An 18,696-nucleotide genomic window follows, 5' to 3' on the forward strand; every position below is an offset into this window, starting at 1 on the left:
ATGGGCTATTTTTTAGTGAGGAGATGGGGACCCAATGGAGATGTTAAAAACGGAAAAGCTGAAGAAAATATATGGAAAGGGGGAGACTGAGGTTCAGGCACTGAAAGGAGTTGATTTAACGGTAGCTAAGGGTGAATTTCTAGCCATTGTTGGAACCAGCGGATCTGGTAAATCTACGCTGCTGCACATTATTGGCGGATTAGATACGCCGACAAGCGGAACCGTTACTGTTGATGATAAAAAAATTAATCAGCTAGCAGATGAAGAGCTGACGATTTTTAGAAGAAGAAGTATTGGATTTGTTTTTCAAAAATTTAACTTAATTTCAATGCTGACTGTTCAGGAAAATATTATACTGCCAATCAAATTAGACGGTCAAAAGGTAGATATGGAGTATGTTGGACAAATCATAAAAATGTTAGGGCTTGAATCAAAAACGAATAGCTTTCCTAATACGTTATCGGGAGGTCAGCAGCAAAGAGTAGCGATTGCTCGTGCATTAGCAGCAAAGCCTGCTGTTATATTAGCTGATGAGCCCACAGGTAATTTAGATTCACAGACTAGTCAAGATGTGATTGGTCTTTTAAAAATAACTGCCAAGCAGTTTACTCAAACAATAATTATGATCACGCATAATGAAGAAATTGCTCAGCTAGCTGATCGCATCATTCGAATTGAGGATGGACAGATTGTCAGGTCAACTAAAAAAGATTGGGGTGATTCTAATGGTGAAGGTAGAGAATGATAAAACAATTCAAGCCCTAACGAAGCGTTTTATTAAAAGCTACAAAAAAAATACGATAACAATTCTACTTGCAGTTACCTTGATTATTACGTTGATAGTTAGTTTACTAACCCTTTTTCATACGAATCATAGAATTGAAGCAAAGCAAAATCTTTTTATATACACAGATATTGACTATCAAATCAGCAATCTTAAAAATTCTCAATTACGTGAATTAGAAGGTGATAAAGCAATTGCTAAACTGGGAATCAGGCGTTTTCAGGCGACAATAAAAACCGATTATCAGAGCGCTGCTCTTATTTCCGCAAATGAACCTTCGATACTTGCAACATCAAAACTATTATCCGGCGCTATGCCTACAGCGGAAAACGAAATTGTTGCTGAAAAATGGGCATTATTAAATTTAGGTATAAATCCTGTCGTTGGTACAGATGTTCAGCTAGAAACAATAGCTACTGAATCAACTGATTCAGAGCTGAAAACCTATACTATTGTGGGAATAATTAATGATGTATCATTAAATAAATTATCTGGGAGTCTTAACCTTTATACTAGCTTAAATGAAGACGTAGCGGATGATTATTACGCTGAGGTAAAATTTAAAAATAATGTGGATAGTCGGCAAATAATCCAGAATAAAAAAAAACATCTAGGAATAGCACAAAAAGATATTTCCCTCAATCCTTGGAAAGAAAATAAGCAGGAGTTGCTTATTTTGGATATCCAAATCACTACTTTACTACTAATTGTCTGTTTTGTTATTATCTGGGGAATTTATAGGATTTCATTATTAGCAAGAGAAAACCAATACGGCATACTTCGCGCAGTGGGAGTGACAAAGCGACAAATTAGAAAAATGATAGTCTCTGAATTACTTGATATATATGTTATTAGTATTCCTTTAGGAATCATATTTGGACAGCTGTGTTCTTATCTGGTTACGTATATTTCAAAAAATAATGAGAGTGACATCTTTTTTTGGGGAGAAAGGGAGCCCTTTGAAATGGTAGTTCCCATACTTCCAATTATTTTATGTATAGCAGGAGTGGGCGTGGTACTATTTATTATTTCATTATTAGGTGCTCGAAAAATAAATAAGCAAACAATTATGGAAGTTATTATAGGTGAAAAAGAAGATGACAACAAAAATACGGCTGTTTTTACTATTAGTGACAAATCAGAGCGGTTTCTATATGTAAAATTAGGATGTAGGTATATTTTTGCTAAGTTCAGAACATCAATTGTCATTGTTGTCTCTTTAATTATTGGCGGAAGTTTATTTTACGGACTTGCCTATAAAGGAATATTAGCATCACACGAGACAGTTATACAAAAAGAAGCAAATTTTTATAATAGCGATTATATACTCACAGCAACAAATGATAGGACAGCGAACCAAGGAATTACAATTGAAACAGTAAAACAAGCGCAACAGATTGAGGAAATAGTCAAGACTGAAACACAAATGGCTATGCCTATCAAAGTACTAAACGATGAAACCAAAAGAAATAATAAGTATTTTGAAGAGATGGAAAAGAGAGTAGAAAATATTTATGGATTTTCTTTGAGAGGAAAATTAGGCTCTAACTCTATTTATCAAACGAAGTTAAAAGGTTACAATACAGAAACTTTAAAAAAGTTGAAAAACTATTTAGTTGTCGGCAACTTCAATCCTGATAATATGGAAGCAAATGAGATTATTATTGCAATGCCTAGAATAAGTGAATATGGGAAGTCAAAAGGTACGGTAGGATTCTTTAAAAAAGGAACAGCAATTATGGATTATCAGTTGGGGCAGACAATAAAGATTAGCTACCGTTCAGACTTTGATACAACTTCTAATAAGTATTGGCAAAGTGAGGATGATGAACAATACTATTCGAAGCTAGATTATAAAATTGTGGCGATTGTTTATTATCCTTATATGAAGGAGGTCTCTGTACTTGAACAGGTATACCCTTTATTAATTACAAGTGAAACGAATTACAGTAAAATAAATCCTTCTGGTGTATATGAAACTGCCAACTTTACTGTTACAGATAGTAGTTCGAAAAAAAGGAAAGAAGAAATTGAACAAGAATTAATTCGGTTAGCTGTAAAAAATCAACAAGTGACCGCAAGAAGCTTAATTGAAGAAAACTCGAAGTTGGATATGCTATATCAAAAAGAACTAGTTTATATATATGGAATTGCAGTTGTTGCTTTCACGTTATTGCTAATAAATTTAGTAAATAGTCTCAAGTATAGAGTGGAAACAAGAAAAAGAGAACTATATATTTATAGAGCAATTGGGATGAGTTTGCATTCGCAATCCAAGATGATCCAAATAGAGAACATGATTTTTGGATTAGTATCTGTAGGTATAGTATTCCTAGCTTCACATGCTATTGCTCAATTTCTATATGTAGAGTCGGAAATATATATTTATGGTCAATCATATGAATACGATTATTTCATCTATCTGCTTTTAGCTGCTGCAATATTGGTAATTTGTTATGTGGTTTCAATATTACTAAATCGCCGGCTAAAAGATGAAAGCATTCTTAATGAATTGAATAAAATAGAATAAAAAGTAGAAACACTAGGCTGGGATGTTAGTTGGAATGAGACACTTAACATTCTAGCCTTTAAACAGGTAAAAATCCTACGGAAAATGTGAGGTTAGAAGAATTTAGATAGTATATAATTGAACTGTAGAAAAAATTGTTTCTTATTAGACTAAACCAGTTTTACAGTTAATTTGTGTGTAGAAAATTAACTGGTAGGAAAGGACAGAAAAAGTATGACGATAGCAACGATTAAAGCTGTTTTTGATCAGGAGCTGCCGCTTGTTTGGCAAATAGTTACCTCTTTAGAGGAGTACAGCTGGAGGAGTGATTTAAGTAGAATAGAAATTTTAGAACCAGGAAAAACCTTTGTGGAATACACGAAAGATAACTATGGAACAACCTTTACAATCACTGCGTTGGAACAGTATTCATGCTATGCTTTTGATATGGACAATGACAAGATGAGGGGACATTGGATAGGCCGCTTTGAAGAACAAGGTGGGAAGACAGCAGTAGAATTTACAGAAGATATTCAGGCAAAGAAATTTTTTCTGAAGCCTTTTGTTTCAACCTATTTAAAAAAGCAGCAGAAGACCTATATTCAGGATTTGAAAAAATATCTTGAAAAAGTTAAATAGAATAACCAGTTCTTTATTAGAACCTGTCAGAGGATGCTGGAGGCAAATATTGGAGTGGCTTTTCAATCAAGCAGTCTCATAATTTTTTGCAAGTGTTCTTTAGCCGGTAATGCTGGATCTTACTGAAAAATTGATTTTTTTTAAGCTGTTATTACTCTTTGATTGTCATAAGCCTATTGTTGTTTGAAGGCAGAAAAAAGCTATTGAAAATGAATTTTAGCTTTTTAAAAGACGTTAACTAACTATTTATCTGTTAAAATGAGTAGGAATAAGTAAACAAAGTTTCATAGATAAAGGAAGAAAAGTTTATACTGGGGAACAAGCTTGGAATAACCAATCAAATAGAATGGACGATCGCCAAAGTAAAGCTTAGTAACCAACAAGCTGAGCAGCTCTAAATGAACATTCAGGATACTGTTCAAAAGTGCAGATGAGGCATTTCATTTATTGATTTAACTTTGTGACAAAAAAAATCAATCCGGCATTCCGTTTTAGACTGATTTCGTAAAATATGATACAGATTTAGTGGAAAAAGCTGCGAGAGGGAGCGTTGTGTAGTGAAGCAAAAGCAAGGATTTAAAGTACTAGTATGCGACATGGATGGAACATTAACGTATGAGGAGAGCGAGAGCTCTACCTATACACCGTCAAAAAAAGGATTGCCGGTTCGCAACCATGAACAAATTACACAATTTATTGATGACGGCGGATTTTTCTGTGTAGCAACAGGACGTCTAGCTGCGGATGTTCAAGGCGTCATTGGAGCTGAGCTGTTTGGGAGAAGCTATAAGATTGTGCAGAATGGTTCGTTTACAATTGATCCGGAGGGCAATATTTTAGGGCAGGATCAGTTTTCAAAAGAACAGTCAGACAGAATTTATCAAAAGCTGCGTGCGCTTCAGCTGCCATTTGCCTGTTCAGTTGCTGATCAGCATACATATGAGGCTGAGATAGCTTTGGAATTGATGGAGAGTGTCTTTGGCGATGTTGTTGAAAAAGTTCAGGTATCTGAACAAGCTGCTCATCCGGAAAATCCGGCAAATATCTGTATTGTTCGTGAGGATAATCAGGCGTTGCGTCAGGATTTGCTAAAGCTTCAAAAGGCTTTAGCTGATGAAGCTGTTAACTTTCAAATAACTAGTCCTTATACAATTGATATAAATCCAGTATCGGTGAACAAAGGCGCTGCTGTAAAGAAACTAGTGGAACAGCTGGCTGTACCCATACAACAGGTAGCGGTTGTTGGGGATTCCTATAATGATATTAGCATGTTTAAGGTTTTTCCTGAGTCTTATGTCATGAGTCACGCAGAAGCACCAGTTAAAAAACAAGCGAAGTATCAGGTAGCAATGGTGGCAGATGTATTTGAAGGCGAGCGTTAGTTCAGAAACGTGCAGACAAGCTGCACTGCAGAGAGAAACAGGCGGTAAACTAGCCCCTGTTTCCTTTTTTTGTTATGATTTGTAGGTAAGAATAAACTAAAGGAGTTTGGGAATGAAAAAATCAATCAAAGTAATTGGTGCGGTTATCGGGCTGATTTTGTTAATCGTCTTAATTTATGTAGGATACGTTTTTTTCAGCTATTCAAGAATTGAAGATGACTTGAAAATTGATGTAGAGCAAAAGGCAGAGCATCAGTCAGTTGAAATAGGAAAAGACTACAAAGCTGTCACCTTTAATATTGGCTATGGAGCTTATCCGCCGGACTATACATTTTTTATGGATGGCGGCAAAGAATCCAAAGCACGGAGTAAAGAAGCTGTTAATAAAAATATCGATGGCGTAGTAGACACATTGGGCAAAATTGACGCCGATTTTGCAGTTCTTCAAGAGGTGGATGAAAAAGCCACACGAAGCTTCGGTGTGAATGAAGTGAAGAAAATCAGCGACAGCTTCAGTACCTATTCAGCAGCAAGTGCAACGAACTATGATTCTGCTTATTTAATGTATCCGGTTTTTGACCCGATTGGAAAATCCAAGTCCAGCATTTTAACATTGAGCAGCACGTCGATTGATGAGAGCATCCGCTACAGTCTGCCAATTGAAACCAGCTTTAATAAATTTTTCGATCTGGATCGGGCATTTACTGTTTCTGAGCTTTCGGTAGAAAATGGTAAGAAGCTAATGCTCTACAATGTACATTTATCCGCATATATGAAGGATCAGGCTGTACAGAAAAAGCAAATCATGACGCTATTTAATCATATGAAGGCTGAGTATGAGAAAGGCAATTATGTAGTGTGCGGCGGCGACTTTAACCATGATTTATTGCCTTCGTCCTCAGATACATTCGGCAATGATACAAGTAAAGACTATTCATGGCTGCAGGCCTTTCCTAAAGAAGAATTGCCGAAAGGGTTAACAGTCACAGACTTTTCTAATGATGGCGAGGCCGTTCCATCTACTCGGAATCTTGACACGCCATATAAAAAAGGTAAATCTTTTGTAGCTTTAATTGATGGTTTTATTGTCTCTGACAATGTGAAAGCCTTGGAGACGAAGGTGTCGGATGAAGCCTTCCAATACTCTGATCATAATCCGGTAATATTAAGCTTCCGTTTGCAGGAAGAAAAATAATTTTTTGAAGAACGAGCGTTTTAAAGACTGCACTACAGCAGCTTTAGAGCGCTTTTTTTATAAAAAAACAAAGTATCTGCTTTACAAAAGAATAAGAATCGTTTATGATTAATTTTGTAAATACCCTACAGGGTATAAAGGAGGAGTTATGTTTTTATTTAATAGAGTATCAGCTATTTCAACAAAAGATTTAAACGGAAAATTATCAGAAAAGCCCACAATTTTGGATGTTCGTGAGAAATCAGAATTCATCGGCGGACATATACCTGGAGCAGTTAACGTCCCCCTTAGTAAAATTCGTCAGTATAAGACGAAAAATACCCATGGGGTGTATGTGATTTGCCAATCTGGAATTAGAAGTAAGCAGGCTGTGAAGATGCTTGAAAAGAAAAATATTGAAGCCGTGCATGTTAAAGGCGGAATGAATCGTTGGCAAGGAGAAATCAGAGGAGGAATTTACTAATGAGAGTAGTAATTGTCGGTGGAGTTGCCGGAGGAATGTCAGCTGCAACCAGATTAAGACGGTTATCTGAGGAGATAGAAATCGTTGTTTTGGAAAAAGGACCCTATGTGTCATTTGCAAATTGCGGTCTGCCTTACTATGTTTCAGGAGAAATCAGTGAACGTGAAGAGCTGATTCTGCAAACGCCAGAACAGTTGAAAAATAGATTCAATATCGACGTGGTAACCGAAACCGAAGCAACAATGATTCAGCGTGAAAAGAAAACCGTTCAGATTAGCCAAAAAGGGGAGAGAAAGGAACTAGCTTATGATAAATTGATTCTTTCACCTGGAGCAGAGCCGGTAATACCGCCAATTCCTGGTCTCAACGAGGCAAAAAACAGCTATACACTTAGAAATGTTCCTGATGTGGATAAGATTACTGCAGCCGTTAAAGAAATAAAACCGAAAAATGCAGTAGTGATTGGTGCCGGCTTTATTGGCTTGGAGATGGCTGAAAATTTGAAGCAATTAGGGATTGAGGTAACCATTGTGGAAGCTGCTCCTCAGCTTTTGCCTCCTCTCGATATTGAAATGGCTCAGATTGTAGAAAATCGGCTGATAGAGGCTGGTATAAAGGTCTATAAAAATGCTGGAGCTCAATCTTTTGAGAATCAGGGAGAAATCATTCATTTGAGTACTGGTGAACGTATTCCTAGTGATTTTACAGTTTTATCTATTGGAGTAAAGCCAGCTAGCAGTTTAGCAGCAGACGCTGCTTTAGAAACAGGAATTAGAGGAGGAATCGTGGTCGATGAAAAGTACCAGACCACCGATCCTGATATTTTTGCGGTAGGAGATGCGATCATTGTTAAACAGCAGATCACTGGAGCAGATGCTCTGATTTCATTGGCATCACCAGCTAATCGTCAAGGGCGTCAAGTAGCTGATGTGATTTTAGGAGCGGAAAGGAAAAACCTAGGCAGCATTGGTACTGCTATTGTTAGAGTATTTGATCTTGCTGCAGCGAGTACAGGCTTGAATGAGCGTCAGCTGAAGGAGCTGCAGCTGGATTACAGTGCAGTTCATATCACGGCTAAAAGTCATGCAGGGTATTTTCCCGGAAGTCAGCCAATTGCTTTCAAGCTGCTTTTCAATCCGGTTAATGGTAAAATTTATGGGGCGCAGGCAGTTGGAAAAGATGGGGTTGATAAACGAATCGATGTACTGGCGACAGCAATCAAAGCTGATTTAACTGTAATGGATTTACCCGAGCTGGAATTAACTTACGCACCCCCATTTGGTTCAGCTAAAGACCCTGTCAATATGATAGGCTACGCTGCGTTGAACATTGTAGAAGGCTTTTCTGATAATATTCAGTTTTATGAGCTCGCACAAGCCAGAGAAAGTGGTGCTGTCCTTTTAGATGTGCGTAGTTCGGAAGAATTAAAAACAGCTGGAAGTATTGGTGAAGATATCAATATACCGTTGGATGAGTTGCGGAATCGTCTTAGTGAGCTGCCGCAGGACAAGCTAATAATTGTCAGCTGTCAAAGTGGTCAGCGGAGCTATCTGGCTGAAAGAATTTTAAAGAATCATAATTTTAATGTGAAGAATCTGGATGGAGCATTCCAGCTATACAGTACGATGTACCCTGAGGAGGTAAAAAAATAATGTATCATACAGTAATGATTCCTGAGTTTGAGCAGCTGCTGAAGCAGCAGAGCTTAACTATTTTGGATGTCAGAGAGTTAGACGAGTTTGAGGCAGGACATATTGAAGGTGCAGTACACCTGCCTTTAAGCAGTTTTCCAGAAGGGGTATCGGAATTGAAGCAGGAGCAGGAATACTACATCATCTGTCATTCCGGCAGCCGATCGCAAATGGCCTGCAGTTATCTAGGCGGGGAAGGGTTTACAACGACAAATGTTATGGGCGGCATGTCTGCTTGGCGAGGTGAAATCGTACGATGAAATGTGATAAGAAAATAGGCAACCGTCTTAAACGCTCTGAAGGACAAATTCGGGGTGTCCTCAAAATGATGGAGGAAGGCAAGGATTGCCGAGAAGTAGTAACTCAGTTAATGGCAGTTCGTTCAAGCATAGATAAGGTTATCGGGCTAGTAGTTACTGAGAATCTGGTTCAATGTATGCAGGAAAAAGAAGTTGATCTTTCTAGTGAAGAAATTGAGAAAGCATTGGAAATGATTGTTAAAACAAGATGATTTGCAGTTTTTGAAATGTTAAGAAAAGCAATGAAGTAAAAAGGTTGGCTGATATCGAGGCGGTGACAAAGTCTATCGACTCGAGAAATAAAGTGAACCAGTCAAAAACAGCTTCATGAAGAGGTTGTGACAGAAGTGTTCAGCTTCAAGCAATAAGGCGGAAATTCCGAAAATTGTTCCACAAATTTTTGCGAATTTCCGCCTTATTGTCGAAGAAGTTACTTCTGAAACACCGTTTATCCGGGTTTAAGGGACTGAGGCATACTAATGTCACAGCCCCGCATTTTTTATTTTCAATATTGCTCAATTTATTTGTAAAGACGCAGACGTACCATTGTTCTCGTCTCTTTAACTCCAAGCCTTGTATGGTCTATAAAATAGGCAAGTAGTCATTTATTATTAACTGCTGACGCTGTCATATTGCCGGCAGCCAATGCGCCAAATCCGTAGAGATAGAAATGAGAAAGCAGAAGGCACAGTAAAACACAGTAGCCAGTGCTGCCAGCTGAGTGTTCCAAATAAAGCCATAGCCGGCATATTGGCAATTAAACCGTAAGGCAGAACAATCAGTAAAATTAATTTCCAAAAACTGGTAATTGCTGGATATGGAAGCCGGAAAGAAGTTTCCAAGATAGTATTTTCCAGTGTATTGATAGCGGAGATTCTAGTTAGCCAAAATGCAGCAGACCGCAGCAGCAGCATAAGTGAAAACATCAGCCAGTACATTAAGAGAAAGAGAATAATGTATTGAAATAATTGAACAGCAGTTATGGCTTCTAAATGACTGGCTCCATAGCTGACAATCCCAATACCTAATAAAAATAAAAGAAACGAACTGATATTAATATTCCCAAAAGCGATATAAAGCAAAGCATTAACAGGCTTTACAAAGATTTGATCTAGTCCGCCGGTTCGAATTTTTTCCGGCAAAGAGAGAATACCAAAAAAATAAGTGGCCATATATAAGGCGTCTAATGTAATAAAAGTGCCAATAAAAACAGTGATTTGATGAATGTTCCAGGTACCGACCATGCCATCCTCAGCAATAACATGAAAGAAAAGCAGCTGTATACCAAAGAAGATTGAGTCAATCAGAAATGCTCCCCAGAAGTTAAAGCGATAGATCATCGCAGACGAAAGCTGAACTTTCATTAAGGTGTATAGGATTTTTACTGTGTAAACGATTGTTTTCATTAAATACCCACTCCTTCAAAGTTATGTTGAACTTTGTGTTGTAAAAATCTGGCTGTACAATATAAAAGCGCTATCCAGAGGATTAATACGAAAAGAACAGATGAATAAGGCTCTTCATTTTTTCCTAAACAGAGAGCTGCCGGATAGTAAAGGGTGTAAGAAAACGGCAGCCATTTAATTAAAACCGCAGGCAGTATCAGACTCAAAGGAATTAAAGAACCGGACAAAAAGGTTTTTATCGTACTTTGCAGGACAGATAAAAAACTGATGGCTGTCAGCTTAAAGGCAGCCAGTGAAATAATATAGCTTATGAGTATATTTAATAGACTTCCTAGAAGAAGAACGGGTAAAGCCAAAAGCAAATTTTGCAGCTGTATAGGCTCAAAATACTGGTTCAAAGAAAAAAAAACTGTGAGGAGCACACTGCCGGTTATGAGAAAAGGAAATAGCGCCTGAGCGTAGCTGGCAGTAATAAAATAAGTAAGCGGAGATATAGGTCGAACCAAGTATTTTGAATAGGTTCCCTGTCTGATTTCTTCCGCAAAGGTATTTAGCAGTCCATCTGTATTTGTAAATGGCGTCATCAGGTTGACGAATAAATAGTAGGTGACCATCTGTGCTAAAGTGCTGCCGTTAAACGTTTCTCTGCCGTTGAAAATAGTTTGCCAAAGCAGATAGGAAAGCAGAATGGAGAAGATACTAAGCACGGCGGTTAATCCCACATCGCTGCGGTAGATTAATGAATGCTTCCATTCAATCTTAAAAATTTCAAGATATTTTTTCATCTGACTGAAACATCCTTTCTACCAATGTACTGACATCTTCTTCAGAAATTTTTATATCTAGAACCTCAGTTTTTTTGAAAATAAGCGCTAGACAACGACTGATATTTTCTTTAGGTGTTTTAATTTTTACAGCGTACCCGGTTTGTTCAATAATCTCTACATTACTGAGAGCCGGCAAACTTGGTTTTTCTGAAAAGATTAGCTCCAATGTACTTTCAACTTGATAACGGGCTAACAATGGCTGCAGCAGACCATCGTAAATCAAAGCACCGTCCCGTAAGACTAAGCTTCGTTCAGTAAGATCCAGTAAATCCTCTGTGTAATGGGAAGTCAGTAATAGAGAAATACCGCGCTCTTTTCCAGCTGTTTTCAGCATTTCCCGAATTTGCCGCTGGGCAACGACATCTAGCCCAATGGTTGGTTCATCTAAAAGCAGCAGCTTCGGCATGTGGAGTAAAGAGGCAATCAGTTCAAATTTCATGCGTTCGCCTAAGGATAATTTTCTGACTGGTACAGAAAGGAGTGTTTCGACTGCAAATAACTCAGTAAAATAATGGACGTTTTCCAAGTATAGCTTTTCAGGAATATCGTAAATCACTTTATTGAGAAGTAGTGAATCACTGGCGGGTAAGTCCCACCAAAGCTGTGATTTTTGTCCCATAACAACTGCGAAGCTTTTCTTAAACGCATCTGCTCCCTCAGCAGGATTGAATCCGTTGATGGAAATTTCTCCTTTAGTCGGTTGAATGATTCCCGTCAGCATTTTTATCAATGTTGTTTTTCCTGCACCATTAGTTCCGATTAATCCTACAAATTCCCCTTCATCTATTGAAAATGAAACATCGTTTACTGCATTTTTTATTTTTGTTTCCCGTCTAAATAGGTCTTTAACTGCACCTTTAAAACCAGGTGTCTTCTCAAAATAAGAATAGCTTTTTGATACATTCTTTACATGGATAGGCTTCATAGTTTTTTCCTCCTCAAACAAAATATACGCCCGCAAAAGACAGGTTCCTCTGCTGTAGGAAGACAGCGAAGAAAACTTCTGCGGGCGTATAGCAAAAAATAAAGAGATCAGTCCAAACACTGATCCCTGAATATAAATAATCTCCTGTAAAACAGCAGACTGCTACATATATTATTTCAGGCGAAGTCTTCTTGTAAGGTCCATGTCGAATAACACTAGGCAGACCTAGTGTTGAAAACAAGCTCAATAAAGCTGCTTTCACAACGATTTAGTTGCTGAAATTATTCAACAATGACAGACAAAAAGACACTCCTTCCATTTCATTCTGCTTTAACTATAAGGGACAATCACTTTTTCGTCAACGTTTGATTTTTGATTCTCCGAGCGGATTTACAGGCTTCCTTTTTTCTAAATAAAAATTGAGGTGAGTTGTGTTAAACTATCAGAGAATGAGCGCACAGTAGTATTAGAACAAACCTGAAAGCATCGATGAAATTATGAATATATTGCATCCTGAAGATGCGACAAAAGTGCTGAGCTACAGGAAATAAGAAGGAGCGGAGCGTCCGAAAATTGTCAAGAAACACTATGAGGGAACCGAGTAGCTGTTTCTCGATACCTACCTAGAGTTCTTTATATTTGAAGAACTATTCGACTTGTTTTCAAAGTAGTTGTTTCTGAAACACTATTTTTCGGATTTTAGAGAAAAAAGAGTTCGGGCATTTACTCATGTCCCAAGCTCGTTCATCCTTAGGGGAGAATAAATTTAAAGAGGAGTATTGCCAATGTCCAGACAATCCAGAATGTTTTATATCATGCACTATCTAAGTGCCCATCAGGAAGCAACAGCTCCTTTTTTAGCGGCGAAGCTGGAAGTGTCAGTCCGCACGATTTATCGGGATATTGATCATCTGTCAGTATTAGGCTTTCCAATCTATGCTCAAAATGGCCGGAACGGAGGGCTCCGATTACTGGAAAATCATCAGCTTCCGGCAACCTTTGTGACTGAAGCTGAACAGGAAACCATCCTTTCTGGTCTGGAAAACTTGTCTGTCACAAATTTTGGTGCAGCGGATGAGGTTATGGTTAAGCTATCCTCTTTATTTAACCGCAAGACAACCCCTTGGTTATCCATTGATTATTCCAGCTGGGGAAAACCAGAAGAAAAGCAGTTAGTGGATCAGTTGACAGCAGCTAAGAAGCAGCAGCGGTGTGTGATCATTACCTATGAAAATACACGGGGAGAAGTTTCTAAAAGAGAAGTTGCGCCCAATAAGCTGTTTTTTAAACAGCACAGCTGGTATTTATCTGCCTATTGTTATCTGAAAAATGATCATCGGATTTTTAAACTAAAACGCGTCAAACGAATTGAACCTTCGGATAAAATAATTGATCCGGCTGTTTTAACGGATGAGTATCTGCCGGTCTATGAACTGGGGTTGCTGGAATTTTTTATTGAAAATGAGCAGTTGGCTAGATTACAGGAAGAATTGTCGAACTTGACGATTGAACGGTCTGGGGAACGACTGAAGGTTTCGACGTACCAGTCGTTGGGAGACTGGTTATTTTCTTATTTACTTTCTTACGGAGCCAGTATAGAGGTTATTCAACCAAAAGAACTCAGAGAACAGCTGAAAGAAGAAATTGAGAAGTATCAGACGCTTTATTTTTAACATGACAAACTGTTGTCATGTTTTTTTGTTTATGATTAGGAAAATGTGAAGGAGAGATACTATGAAAATTTATGAACTTGATTCAGTAAGAGCAAACAACTTTTCAGAGGATGTAGGACAAAAAATTGGATATTTATGGCAGCAGACTATGACAAAAATTGAACCAGGTGAGGTAGTTTATGCTGTTTATCATGAGTATGCTGGAGATTTCACTGCTGACTATACCTTGTCATTAGCGGTGGAAAAAGCTGAGAAAGGAAAAGAGCTGGTGTTAGATGATGGGACCTACAAGGCTTTCCCTGTTGTACCAAGTTCAACTGGATTTTCTCAGGATAATGTTCTGCAAGCTTGGCAGGAAATCTGGGCACTGGAAAAAGCCGGCAAGTTGAAGCGGCGCTATGAAAAGGATTTTGAAAAATACGAGGCAGATGATCAGGTTTGTATTTACATTTCTGTATACTAAGCATTCTATAAAAAAAGAATGGCACAGCCCGCTTGCTTTAGCTAGGTCAGAAATAAAGAAGAGGGATAGCGAGACATAAATAAAGCTTCAACTCTGTCTACTTTTAAAACCTAAATAAATGACAGTCTAAAAGCGACCTCTTCTTTTTCTATTTCTTGAGATATACCGGTTCTTCTGCGAGCTCGCAGCTGTTTTTTAGAGAAGCAAACAAAAATCAGACTTTCGCCGGTTGCAAAATCACTTGATTGATAGTAAGCTGTTTACTATTCAAAAGATTTGAAAGCTGTACTGAGGCAGAAAATGTTTAAGGCTTCTGTCGAATGAATACAGCGGAGAAAAGAAAGAGGCGGTAGAAAACATGCGGAATGTCTGGCTGGCACGGCTGATGAAATGGAATATGAAGCTGCAAAAGTATATGAGAGGACGTTATGGACAATTTGACAAGCTAAGTAGAGGACTGCTGCTGCTTAGTCTGGTTCTGGTAGTTGGGAATATGTTTCTGGGGTATGCATTGTTAAGAGCATTAATCGCTTTGCTGCTGATACTTGTGTACTATCGGTTCTTTTCAAAAAAAATCTATGTTCGAGCAAATGAGAATCAGAAATTTACCCACTGGCTTGAAAAGATTCAAAAGAAATTTAATCGAATTAAAGAGCGTTTTCAGCACCGGAAAACTCATACGTATTTCTCTTGTCCAGAATGTCGACAGCAGCTGCGGGCGCCAAAACATAAAGGGCAGATAAAAATAACCTGTTCTAATTGTAAAGCACAGTTTATTAAGAAGGTATAATCTTTTTTTTAATAACATTTCAGAGCTATCGGAAGGTGAGACATTATGGTGTCCGCCTTTTTTTGTTTTGATAAACAATAAAACAGAGAAGCGTTTATCTGTTACAATAAAATAAAAAGTAAAGGAGTTTCTTATGAAAATTAATGAAGTAAGCAGTAAATACCAGCTTTCCTTATCTACTCTTCGTTATTATGAGAAGATAGGCTTGCTGGATCCTGTAGCAAGAATTAGCGGAATTAGAGACTATCGAGAACCCGATTTAGACCGCATTGAGTTTATCTTATGTATGAAGGAATCCGGAATGAGTTTGGAAACAATTAAAGAATATTTTGATTTATATAAGGCGGGAGATGACACTTTAGAGGAGCGGCTGGCGCTGCTAGAAGCACAGGAACAAAGAACTAAAGCAAAACTCGATCGAATCCAAGCCTCTCTTGATTATCTCCAGTATAAAATGGGCTTGACCAAAGGCAATATAGAAAAAAGAGAGTCAAAGACTTTGAATCCTAGCACTGCAGGCTAGTGCAAAGGTTGCTTGAAAGTATTTTAGCTGTGAAATGCTTAGTTGTTTTGAATTCAAAAAATTTATGAGAAGGCGGGAAATAAGAATGAAGGTATTGGTGTTATTGGCTAAAGGCTTTGAAACGATGGAATTTAGCGTATTTATTGATGTGCTTGGCTGGGCAACAGCTGACTATGAGGCGGATATTGAAACGGTTGTCTGTGGGATAGAGGAAACGACGTTGAGTACATTTAATGTATCGATGAATATGGACGTACTGCTTAAAGATGTTAATGTGGATGAATATGCTGCGTTGGCAATTCCAGGAGGCTTTGAGGAATACGGGTTTTATGAAGAAGCGTATTCAGCACCATTTTTAGCTCTTATCAGCGCTTTTGAAAAGCAAGGAAAACCAGTGGCTTCTATCTGTGTTGCTGCTTTGCCTTTGGCGAAAAGCGGTATTCTCGCAAATCGACAAGCAACTACTTATCACCTAAATGACGGAGTGCGGCAAAAACAGCTGGCAGAAATGGGCGTTGATGTACTGAAGGATCAGCCAGTAGTTGTTGATAATAAAGTAATCACTTCGTACTGTCCAGAGACGGCCGTACATGTCGCTTTTGAATTGTTAGAGATGCTGACGGATCACTCGCTGCGTCAAAAAGTTATGATAGCGATGGGCTATTAAGGAAAGACGAACGATTGTGAAAAATTATGCTATTTTGTTCTGTATTTTCAAGGTTATTTCAGAAAGATATGCTATAATAGGTCAAACAAATCAGGAGGTTGAATTATGAGAGCTGTTTTGACAGTAATTGGTAAAGACAAAGTAGGAATTATCGCAGGGGTAAGTGTGAAGCTTGCAGAGCTAAACATTAATATTTTGGATGTATCGCAAACAATTATGGACGACTATTTTACGATGATGATGGTTCTGTCTTTGGCAAAAGAGACAAATTTTGAAGAGCTTCGTGACACGCTGAACACTCTTGGTGATCAATTAGGTGTGAAAATCAGTATTCAGAATGAAGAAATTTTTAATGTCATGCACAAATTGTAAAAGTATATTTTTCCGTAAATACTGGGGTAGGAAACTACTTTCTTTGCCTATAGGCACATTTTTCACTAACTATTATCAGAAAATAAAAAGATGTCGTTTTTAGATTTCTGATTTCTCATGTCAGTTTGAGGAAGAAGCACAAAATAGCAGTATTGAAGGCAGTATCAAACATAAAAAAGATGATTTGAAAGGGTTTATAGAGTAGTCTATCCATTCAAAATAGAGGTGAAAGCTTTGGAGACAAAACAAATTTTAGAAACAATTCGAATGATTGAAGAAGAAAATCTAGATATACGTACCATTACGATGGGGATTTCTTTATTAGACTGTATTGACAGTGATAGTGATAAGGCTTGTCAGAAAATCTATGAAAAAATTACCCGAATGGCAGCAAATCTAGTACGTGTTGGGGAAGATATTGAAGCAGAATACGGCATTCCCATTATTAATAAGCGTATTTCTGTCACCCCAATCAGTATTATCGCTGCAGCCAGCGCAGATGATGATTATGTGAAATATGCTAAGGCGCTGGACCGGGCTGCTCAAACAGTGGGCGTTAACTTTATCGGCGGCTTTAGTGCTTTAGTAGAGAAAGGGTATCAATTTGGCGATGACCGTCTAATTAATTCTATTCCACAAGCGTTAGCTGAAACGGATTTTGTGTGTTCTTCTGTCAATATCGGCTCGACCAGAAGCGGCATTAACATGGATGCGGTTCGTCATATGGGCTACGTGATTAAGGAAACAGCAGACAAGTCAGACATGGGCTGTGCCAAGCTGGTTGTATTCGCAAATGCGGTGGAGGATAATCCATTCATGGCGGGAGCTTTTCATGGTGTAGGTGAAGCGGATTGTGTCATCAACGTTGGTGTCAGTGGTCCTGGTGTTGTAAAACGGGCACTGGAAAAAGTAAAGGGTGAACCGTTTGATGTTGTTGCAGAGGTTGTAAAGCAAACTGCGTTTAAAATTACCCGTATGGGACAACTGGTTGGACGAATTGCTTCAGAACGCCTGAATGTTCCTTTTGGAATTGTCGATCTTTCTTTAGCTCCAACTCCAGCAGTTGGAGACAGTGTAGCTTATATATTAGAGGAGATGGGTTTGGAAAGTGTAGGAACTCATGGTACTACGGCTGCATTGGCTCTGCTAAATGATGCAGTAAAAAAGGGCGGCGTGATGGCTTGTAATCATGTCGGCGGCTTATCCGGTGCATTTATCCCAGTTTCTGAGGATGCCGGAATGATTGATGCTGTTAACAATGGTGCACTGAATTTGGAAAAATTAGAAGCCATGACAGCTATCTGCTCTGTAGGTCTGGATATGGTTGCTATTCCGGGAGATACATCAGCTGAAACAATCGCAGCTATGATTGCCGATGAAGCCGCGATCGGAGTGATTAATCATAAAACAACGGCTGTCCGGATTATCCCTGCTAAAAATACCAAAGTCGGTGATATGGTCGAATTCGGCGGGCTTTTAGGAAGGGCACCAGTAATGAAGGTGAATGACTATGCTTCAACTGACTTTATTTTAAGAGGCGGACGTATTCCGGCACCTATTCATTCGTTTAAGAATTAGTCTGTTTTTTATCAATTTTTGAGCAATATTTGAAATATGAGTATGTTATAATATGGTGAAAGGAGAGTGATATTCATTGGAACTTAAACGCCAACAAGAAGTAGTGGAAGGCTTCCACTATGATATGCGTTCGCCGGAAGCAGAAGTTGAAACTGAATTACGTGTGGGCTTTTCACCTATGGAATCAAAGGATGAAAATTACCCTGCTGAAAATACAATCATTGCCGCTCGACTAGAATTTCGTTTGGCATTTGATGAGTATGTACTGTCAGGCGCTGTCAGCCAGATTTCTCATATCATCAACCAAAAGATTGAGAAACAGGAAGACTTAAGTCAGGCTGATGTAGATGAGCTGATTGCACCATTATTTGATATCGTAAAACGTCTGGCCTATGAGGTAACTGAAATTGCCTTAGACAAGCCGGGAATTCAATTGAACTTTCAGTCAAATGAACCAGAAGAAAAGTAAAGACTTGAACAATAGTGGCGATAGCTTTTAGCTATTGCCAC

General features: G+C 38.3%; 20 protein-coding genes. 17 read left to right on the forward strand and 3 right to left on the reverse strand.

What is annotated here, in order from left to right:
* The first annotated feature begins 34 nt into the window (after positions 1–34).
* The 9 genes from ACPWSO_RS11385 (at position 35) to ACPWSO_RS11425 (ending at position 9,174) form a co-directional block, all read left to right on the forward strand.
* Positions 35–745, forward strand: a complete 711-nt coding sequence (locus ACPWSO_RS11385; RefSeq protein WP_426083414.1) for an ABC transporter ATP-binding protein — start codon at positions 35–37, stop codon at positions 743–745.
* A complete protein-coding gene (locus ACPWSO_RS11390; protein WP_426083416.1) occupies positions 726–3,314 on the forward strand; it encodes an ABC transporter permease in 2,589 nt (862 codons plus the stop codon). The genes ACPWSO_RS11385 and ACPWSO_RS11390 overlap by 20 nt, the downstream gene beginning before the upstream one ends.
* 213 nt (positions 3,315–3,527) lie before the next feature.
* Entirely contained in the window at positions 3,528–3,932 is a 405-nt protein-coding gene (locus ACPWSO_RS11395; RefSeq protein ID WP_426083418.1) for an SRPBCC family protein, read from the forward strand.
* A gap of 557 nt (positions 3,933–4,489) precedes the next feature.
* Positions 4,490–5,314, forward strand: coding sequence for an HAD-IIB family hydrolase (locus tag ACPWSO_RS11400; protein WP_426083420.1), 825 nt, complete (start codon positions 4,490–4,492; stop codon positions 5,312–5,314).
* Between the two features lie 112 nt (positions 5,315–5,426).
* Complete coding sequence (locus tag ACPWSO_RS11405; protein WP_426083422.1) at positions 5,427–6,509, forward strand: endonuclease/exonuclease/phosphatase family protein; 1,083 nt, start codon at positions 5,427–5,429, stop codon at positions 6,507–6,509.
* A gap of 148 nt (positions 6,510–6,657) precedes the next feature.
* Positions 6,658–6,972, forward strand: a complete 315-nt coding sequence (locus ACPWSO_RS11410) for a rhodanese-like domain-containing protein (protein ID WP_426083424.1) — start codon at positions 6,658–6,660, stop codon at positions 6,970–6,972.
* On the forward strand, positions 6,972–8,624 hold the full coding sequence (locus ACPWSO_RS11415) for an FAD-dependent oxidoreductase (protein ID WP_426083426.1): 1,653 nt from the start codon (positions 6,972–6,974) through the stop codon (positions 8,622–8,624). The genes ACPWSO_RS11410 and ACPWSO_RS11415 overlap by 1 nt, the downstream gene beginning before the upstream one ends.
* The gene (locus ACPWSO_RS11420; protein WP_426083428.1) at positions 8,624–8,923 is read left to right on the forward strand and encodes a rhodanese-like domain-containing protein; all 300 of its coding nucleotides are present in this window, start codon (positions 8,624–8,626) and stop codon (positions 8,921–8,923) included. Before ACPWSO_RS11415 ends, ACPWSO_RS11420 begins: the two co-directional genes overlap by 1 nt.
* Complete coding sequence (locus tag ACPWSO_RS11425) at positions 8,920–9,174, forward strand: metal-sensitive transcriptional regulator (RefSeq protein ID WP_426083430.1); 255 nt, start codon at positions 8,920–8,922, stop codon at positions 9,172–9,174. Before ACPWSO_RS11420 ends, ACPWSO_RS11425 begins: the two co-directional genes overlap by 4 nt.
* Before the next feature lie 399 nt (positions 9,175–9,573).
* Here ACPWSO_RS11425 and ACPWSO_RS11430 read toward each other — a convergent pair whose 3' ends face one another.
* Genes ACPWSO_RS11430 through ACPWSO_RS11440 form a run of 3 tightly spaced genes read right to left on the reverse strand, consistent with a single transcriptional unit; the run spans position 9,574 to position 12,120 of the window.
* Positions 9,574–10,368 carry an ABC-2 family transporter protein gene (locus ACPWSO_RS11430; RefSeq protein WP_426083432.1) on the reverse strand — a complete coding sequence of 265 codons (795 nt, stop codon included), beginning with the start codon at positions 10,366–10,368 and terminating at the stop codon, positions 9,574–9,576.
* Positions 10,368–11,153 carry an ABC transporter permease gene (locus ACPWSO_RS11435; protein WP_426083433.1) on the reverse strand — a complete coding sequence of 262 codons (786 nt, stop codon included), beginning with the start codon at positions 11,151–11,153 and terminating at the stop codon, positions 10,368–10,370. The genes ACPWSO_RS11430 and ACPWSO_RS11435 overlap by 1 nt, the downstream gene beginning before the upstream one ends.
* Positions 11,137–12,120, reverse strand: coding sequence for an ABC transporter ATP-binding protein (locus ACPWSO_RS11440; protein WP_426083435.1), 984 nt, complete (start codon positions 12,118–12,120; stop codon positions 11,137–11,139). Before ACPWSO_RS11440 ends, ACPWSO_RS11435 begins: the two co-directional genes overlap by 17 nt.
* A 785-nt stretch (positions 12,121–12,905) precedes the next feature.
* Here ACPWSO_RS11440 and ACPWSO_RS11445 point away from each other — a divergent pair.
* The 8 genes from ACPWSO_RS11445 to ACPWSO_RS11480 all read left to right on the forward strand — a co-directional run bounded on the left by ACPWSO_RS11445 (position 12,906) and on the right by ACPWSO_RS11480 (position 18,655).
* A complete protein-coding gene (locus tag ACPWSO_RS11445; RefSeq protein WP_426083437.1) occupies positions 12,906–13,793 on the forward strand; it encodes a helix-turn-helix transcriptional regulator in 888 nt (295 codons plus the stop codon).
* 61 nt (positions 13,794–13,854) lie between these two features.
* The gene (locus ACPWSO_RS11450; protein ID WP_426083439.1) at positions 13,855–14,256 is read left to right on the forward strand and encodes a GyrI-like domain-containing protein; all 402 of its coding nucleotides are present in this window, start codon (positions 13,855–13,857) and stop codon (positions 14,254–14,256) included.
* Positions 14,257–14,614: 358 nt separating this feature from the next.
* Positions 14,615–15,046, forward strand: coding sequence for a hypothetical protein (locus ACPWSO_RS11455; RefSeq protein WP_426083441.1), 432 nt, complete (start codon positions 14,615–14,617; stop codon positions 15,044–15,046).
* Positions 15,047–15,179: 133 nt separating this feature from the next.
* The gene (locus tag ACPWSO_RS11460) at positions 15,180–15,569 is read left to right on the forward strand and encodes a MerR family transcriptional regulator (RefSeq protein WP_426083443.1); all 390 of its coding nucleotides are present in this window, start codon (positions 15,180–15,182) and stop codon (positions 15,567–15,569) included.
* A gap of 85 nt (positions 15,570–15,654) precedes the next feature.
* On the forward strand, positions 15,655–16,236 hold the full coding sequence (locus ACPWSO_RS11465) for a DJ-1/PfpI family protein (RefSeq protein ID WP_426083445.1): 582 nt from the start codon (positions 15,655–15,657) through the stop codon (positions 16,234–16,236).
* A 105-nt stretch (positions 16,237–16,341) separates the two neighbouring features.
* Entirely contained in the window at positions 16,342–16,608 is a 267-nt protein-coding gene (locus ACPWSO_RS11470; protein ID WP_426083447.1) for an ACT domain-containing protein, read from the forward strand.
* A gap of 234 nt (positions 16,609–16,842) precedes the next feature.
* Complete coding sequence (locus ACPWSO_RS11475) at positions 16,843–18,186, forward strand: PFL family protein (protein WP_426083449.1); 1,344 nt, start codon at positions 16,843–16,845, stop codon at positions 18,184–18,186.
* Positions 18,187–18,262: 76 nt separating this feature from the next.
* A complete protein-coding gene (locus tag ACPWSO_RS11480; RefSeq protein ID WP_426083451.1) occupies positions 18,263–18,655 on the forward strand; it encodes a DUF1149 family protein in 393 nt (130 codons plus the stop codon).
* Positions 18,656–18,696: the final 41 nt, after the last annotated feature.

This window comes from Enterococcus sp. LJL51 (genome assembly GCF_049894025.1).
In the GTDB taxonomy this organism is placed as follows: Bacteria; Bacillota; Bacilli; order Lactobacillales; family Enterococcaceae; genus Enterococcus_L.

What these genes read in the sequence shown, in the direction of transcription:
- ACPWSO_RS11385 (WP_426083414.1), top strand. Translation starts at nt 35, where the DNA reads ATGGAGATGTTAAAAACGGAAAAGCTGAAGAAAATATATGGAAAGGGG.
- ACPWSO_RS11390 (WP_426083416.1), top strand. Translation starts at nt 726, where the DNA reads ATGGTGAAGGTAGAGAATGATAAAACAATTCAAGCCCTAACGAAGCGT.
- ACPWSO_RS11395 (WP_426083418.1), top strand. Translation starts at nt 3,528, where the DNA reads ATGACGATAGCAACGATTAAAGCTGTTTTTGATCAGGAGCTGCCGCTT.
- ACPWSO_RS11405 (WP_426083422.1), top strand. Translation starts at nt 5,427, where the DNA reads ATGAAAAAATCAATCAAAGTAATTGGTGCGGTTATCGGGCTGATTTTG.
- ACPWSO_RS11410 (WP_426083424.1), top strand. Translation starts at nt 6,658, where the DNA reads ATGTTTTTATTTAATAGAGTATCAGCTATTTCAACAAAAGATTTAAAC.
- ACPWSO_RS11415 (WP_426083426.1), top strand. Translation starts at nt 6,972, where the DNA reads ATGAGAGTAGTAATTGTCGGTGGAGTTGCCGGAGGAATGTCAGCTGCA.
- ACPWSO_RS11420 (WP_426083428.1), top strand. Translation starts at nt 8,624, where the DNA reads ATGTATCATACAGTAATGATTCCTGAGTTTGAGCAGCTGCTGAAGCAG.
- ACPWSO_RS11425 (WP_426083430.1), top strand. Translation starts at nt 8,920, where the DNA reads ATGAAATGTGATAAGAAAATAGGCAACCGTCTTAAACGCTCTGAAGGA.
- ACPWSO_RS11430 (WP_426083432.1), bottom strand. Translation starts at nt 10,368, where the DNA reads ATGAAAACAATCGTTTACACAGTAAAAATCCTATACACCTTAATGAAA.
- ACPWSO_RS11435 (WP_426083433.1), bottom strand. Translation starts at nt 11,153, where the DNA reads ATGAAAAAATATCTTGAAATTTTTAAGATTGAATGGAAGCATTCATTA.
- ACPWSO_RS11440 (WP_426083435.1), bottom strand. Translation starts at nt 12,120, where the DNA reads ATGAAGCCTATCCATGTAAAGAATGTATCAAAAAGCTATTCTTATTTT.
- ACPWSO_RS11445 (WP_426083437.1), top strand. Translation starts at nt 12,906, where the DNA reads ATGTCCAGACAATCCAGAATGTTTTATATCATGCACTATCTAAGTGCC.
- ACPWSO_RS11450 (WP_426083439.1), top strand. Translation starts at nt 13,855, where the DNA reads ATGAAAATTTATGAACTTGATTCAGTAAGAGCAAACAACTTTTCAGAG.
- ACPWSO_RS11455 (WP_426083441.1), top strand. Translation starts at nt 14,615, where the DNA reads ATGCGGAATGTCTGGCTGGCACGGCTGATGAAATGGAATATGAAGCTG.
- ACPWSO_RS11460 (WP_426083443.1), top strand. Translation starts at nt 15,180, where the DNA reads ATGAAAATTAATGAAGTAAGCAGTAAATACCAGCTTTCCTTATCTACT.
- ACPWSO_RS11465 (WP_426083445.1), top strand. Translation starts at nt 15,655, where the DNA reads ATGAAGGTATTGGTGTTATTGGCTAAAGGCTTTGAAACGATGGAATTT.
- ACPWSO_RS11470 (WP_426083447.1), top strand. Translation starts at nt 16,342, where the DNA reads ATGAGAGCTGTTTTGACAGTAATTGGTAAAGACAAAGTAGGAATTATC.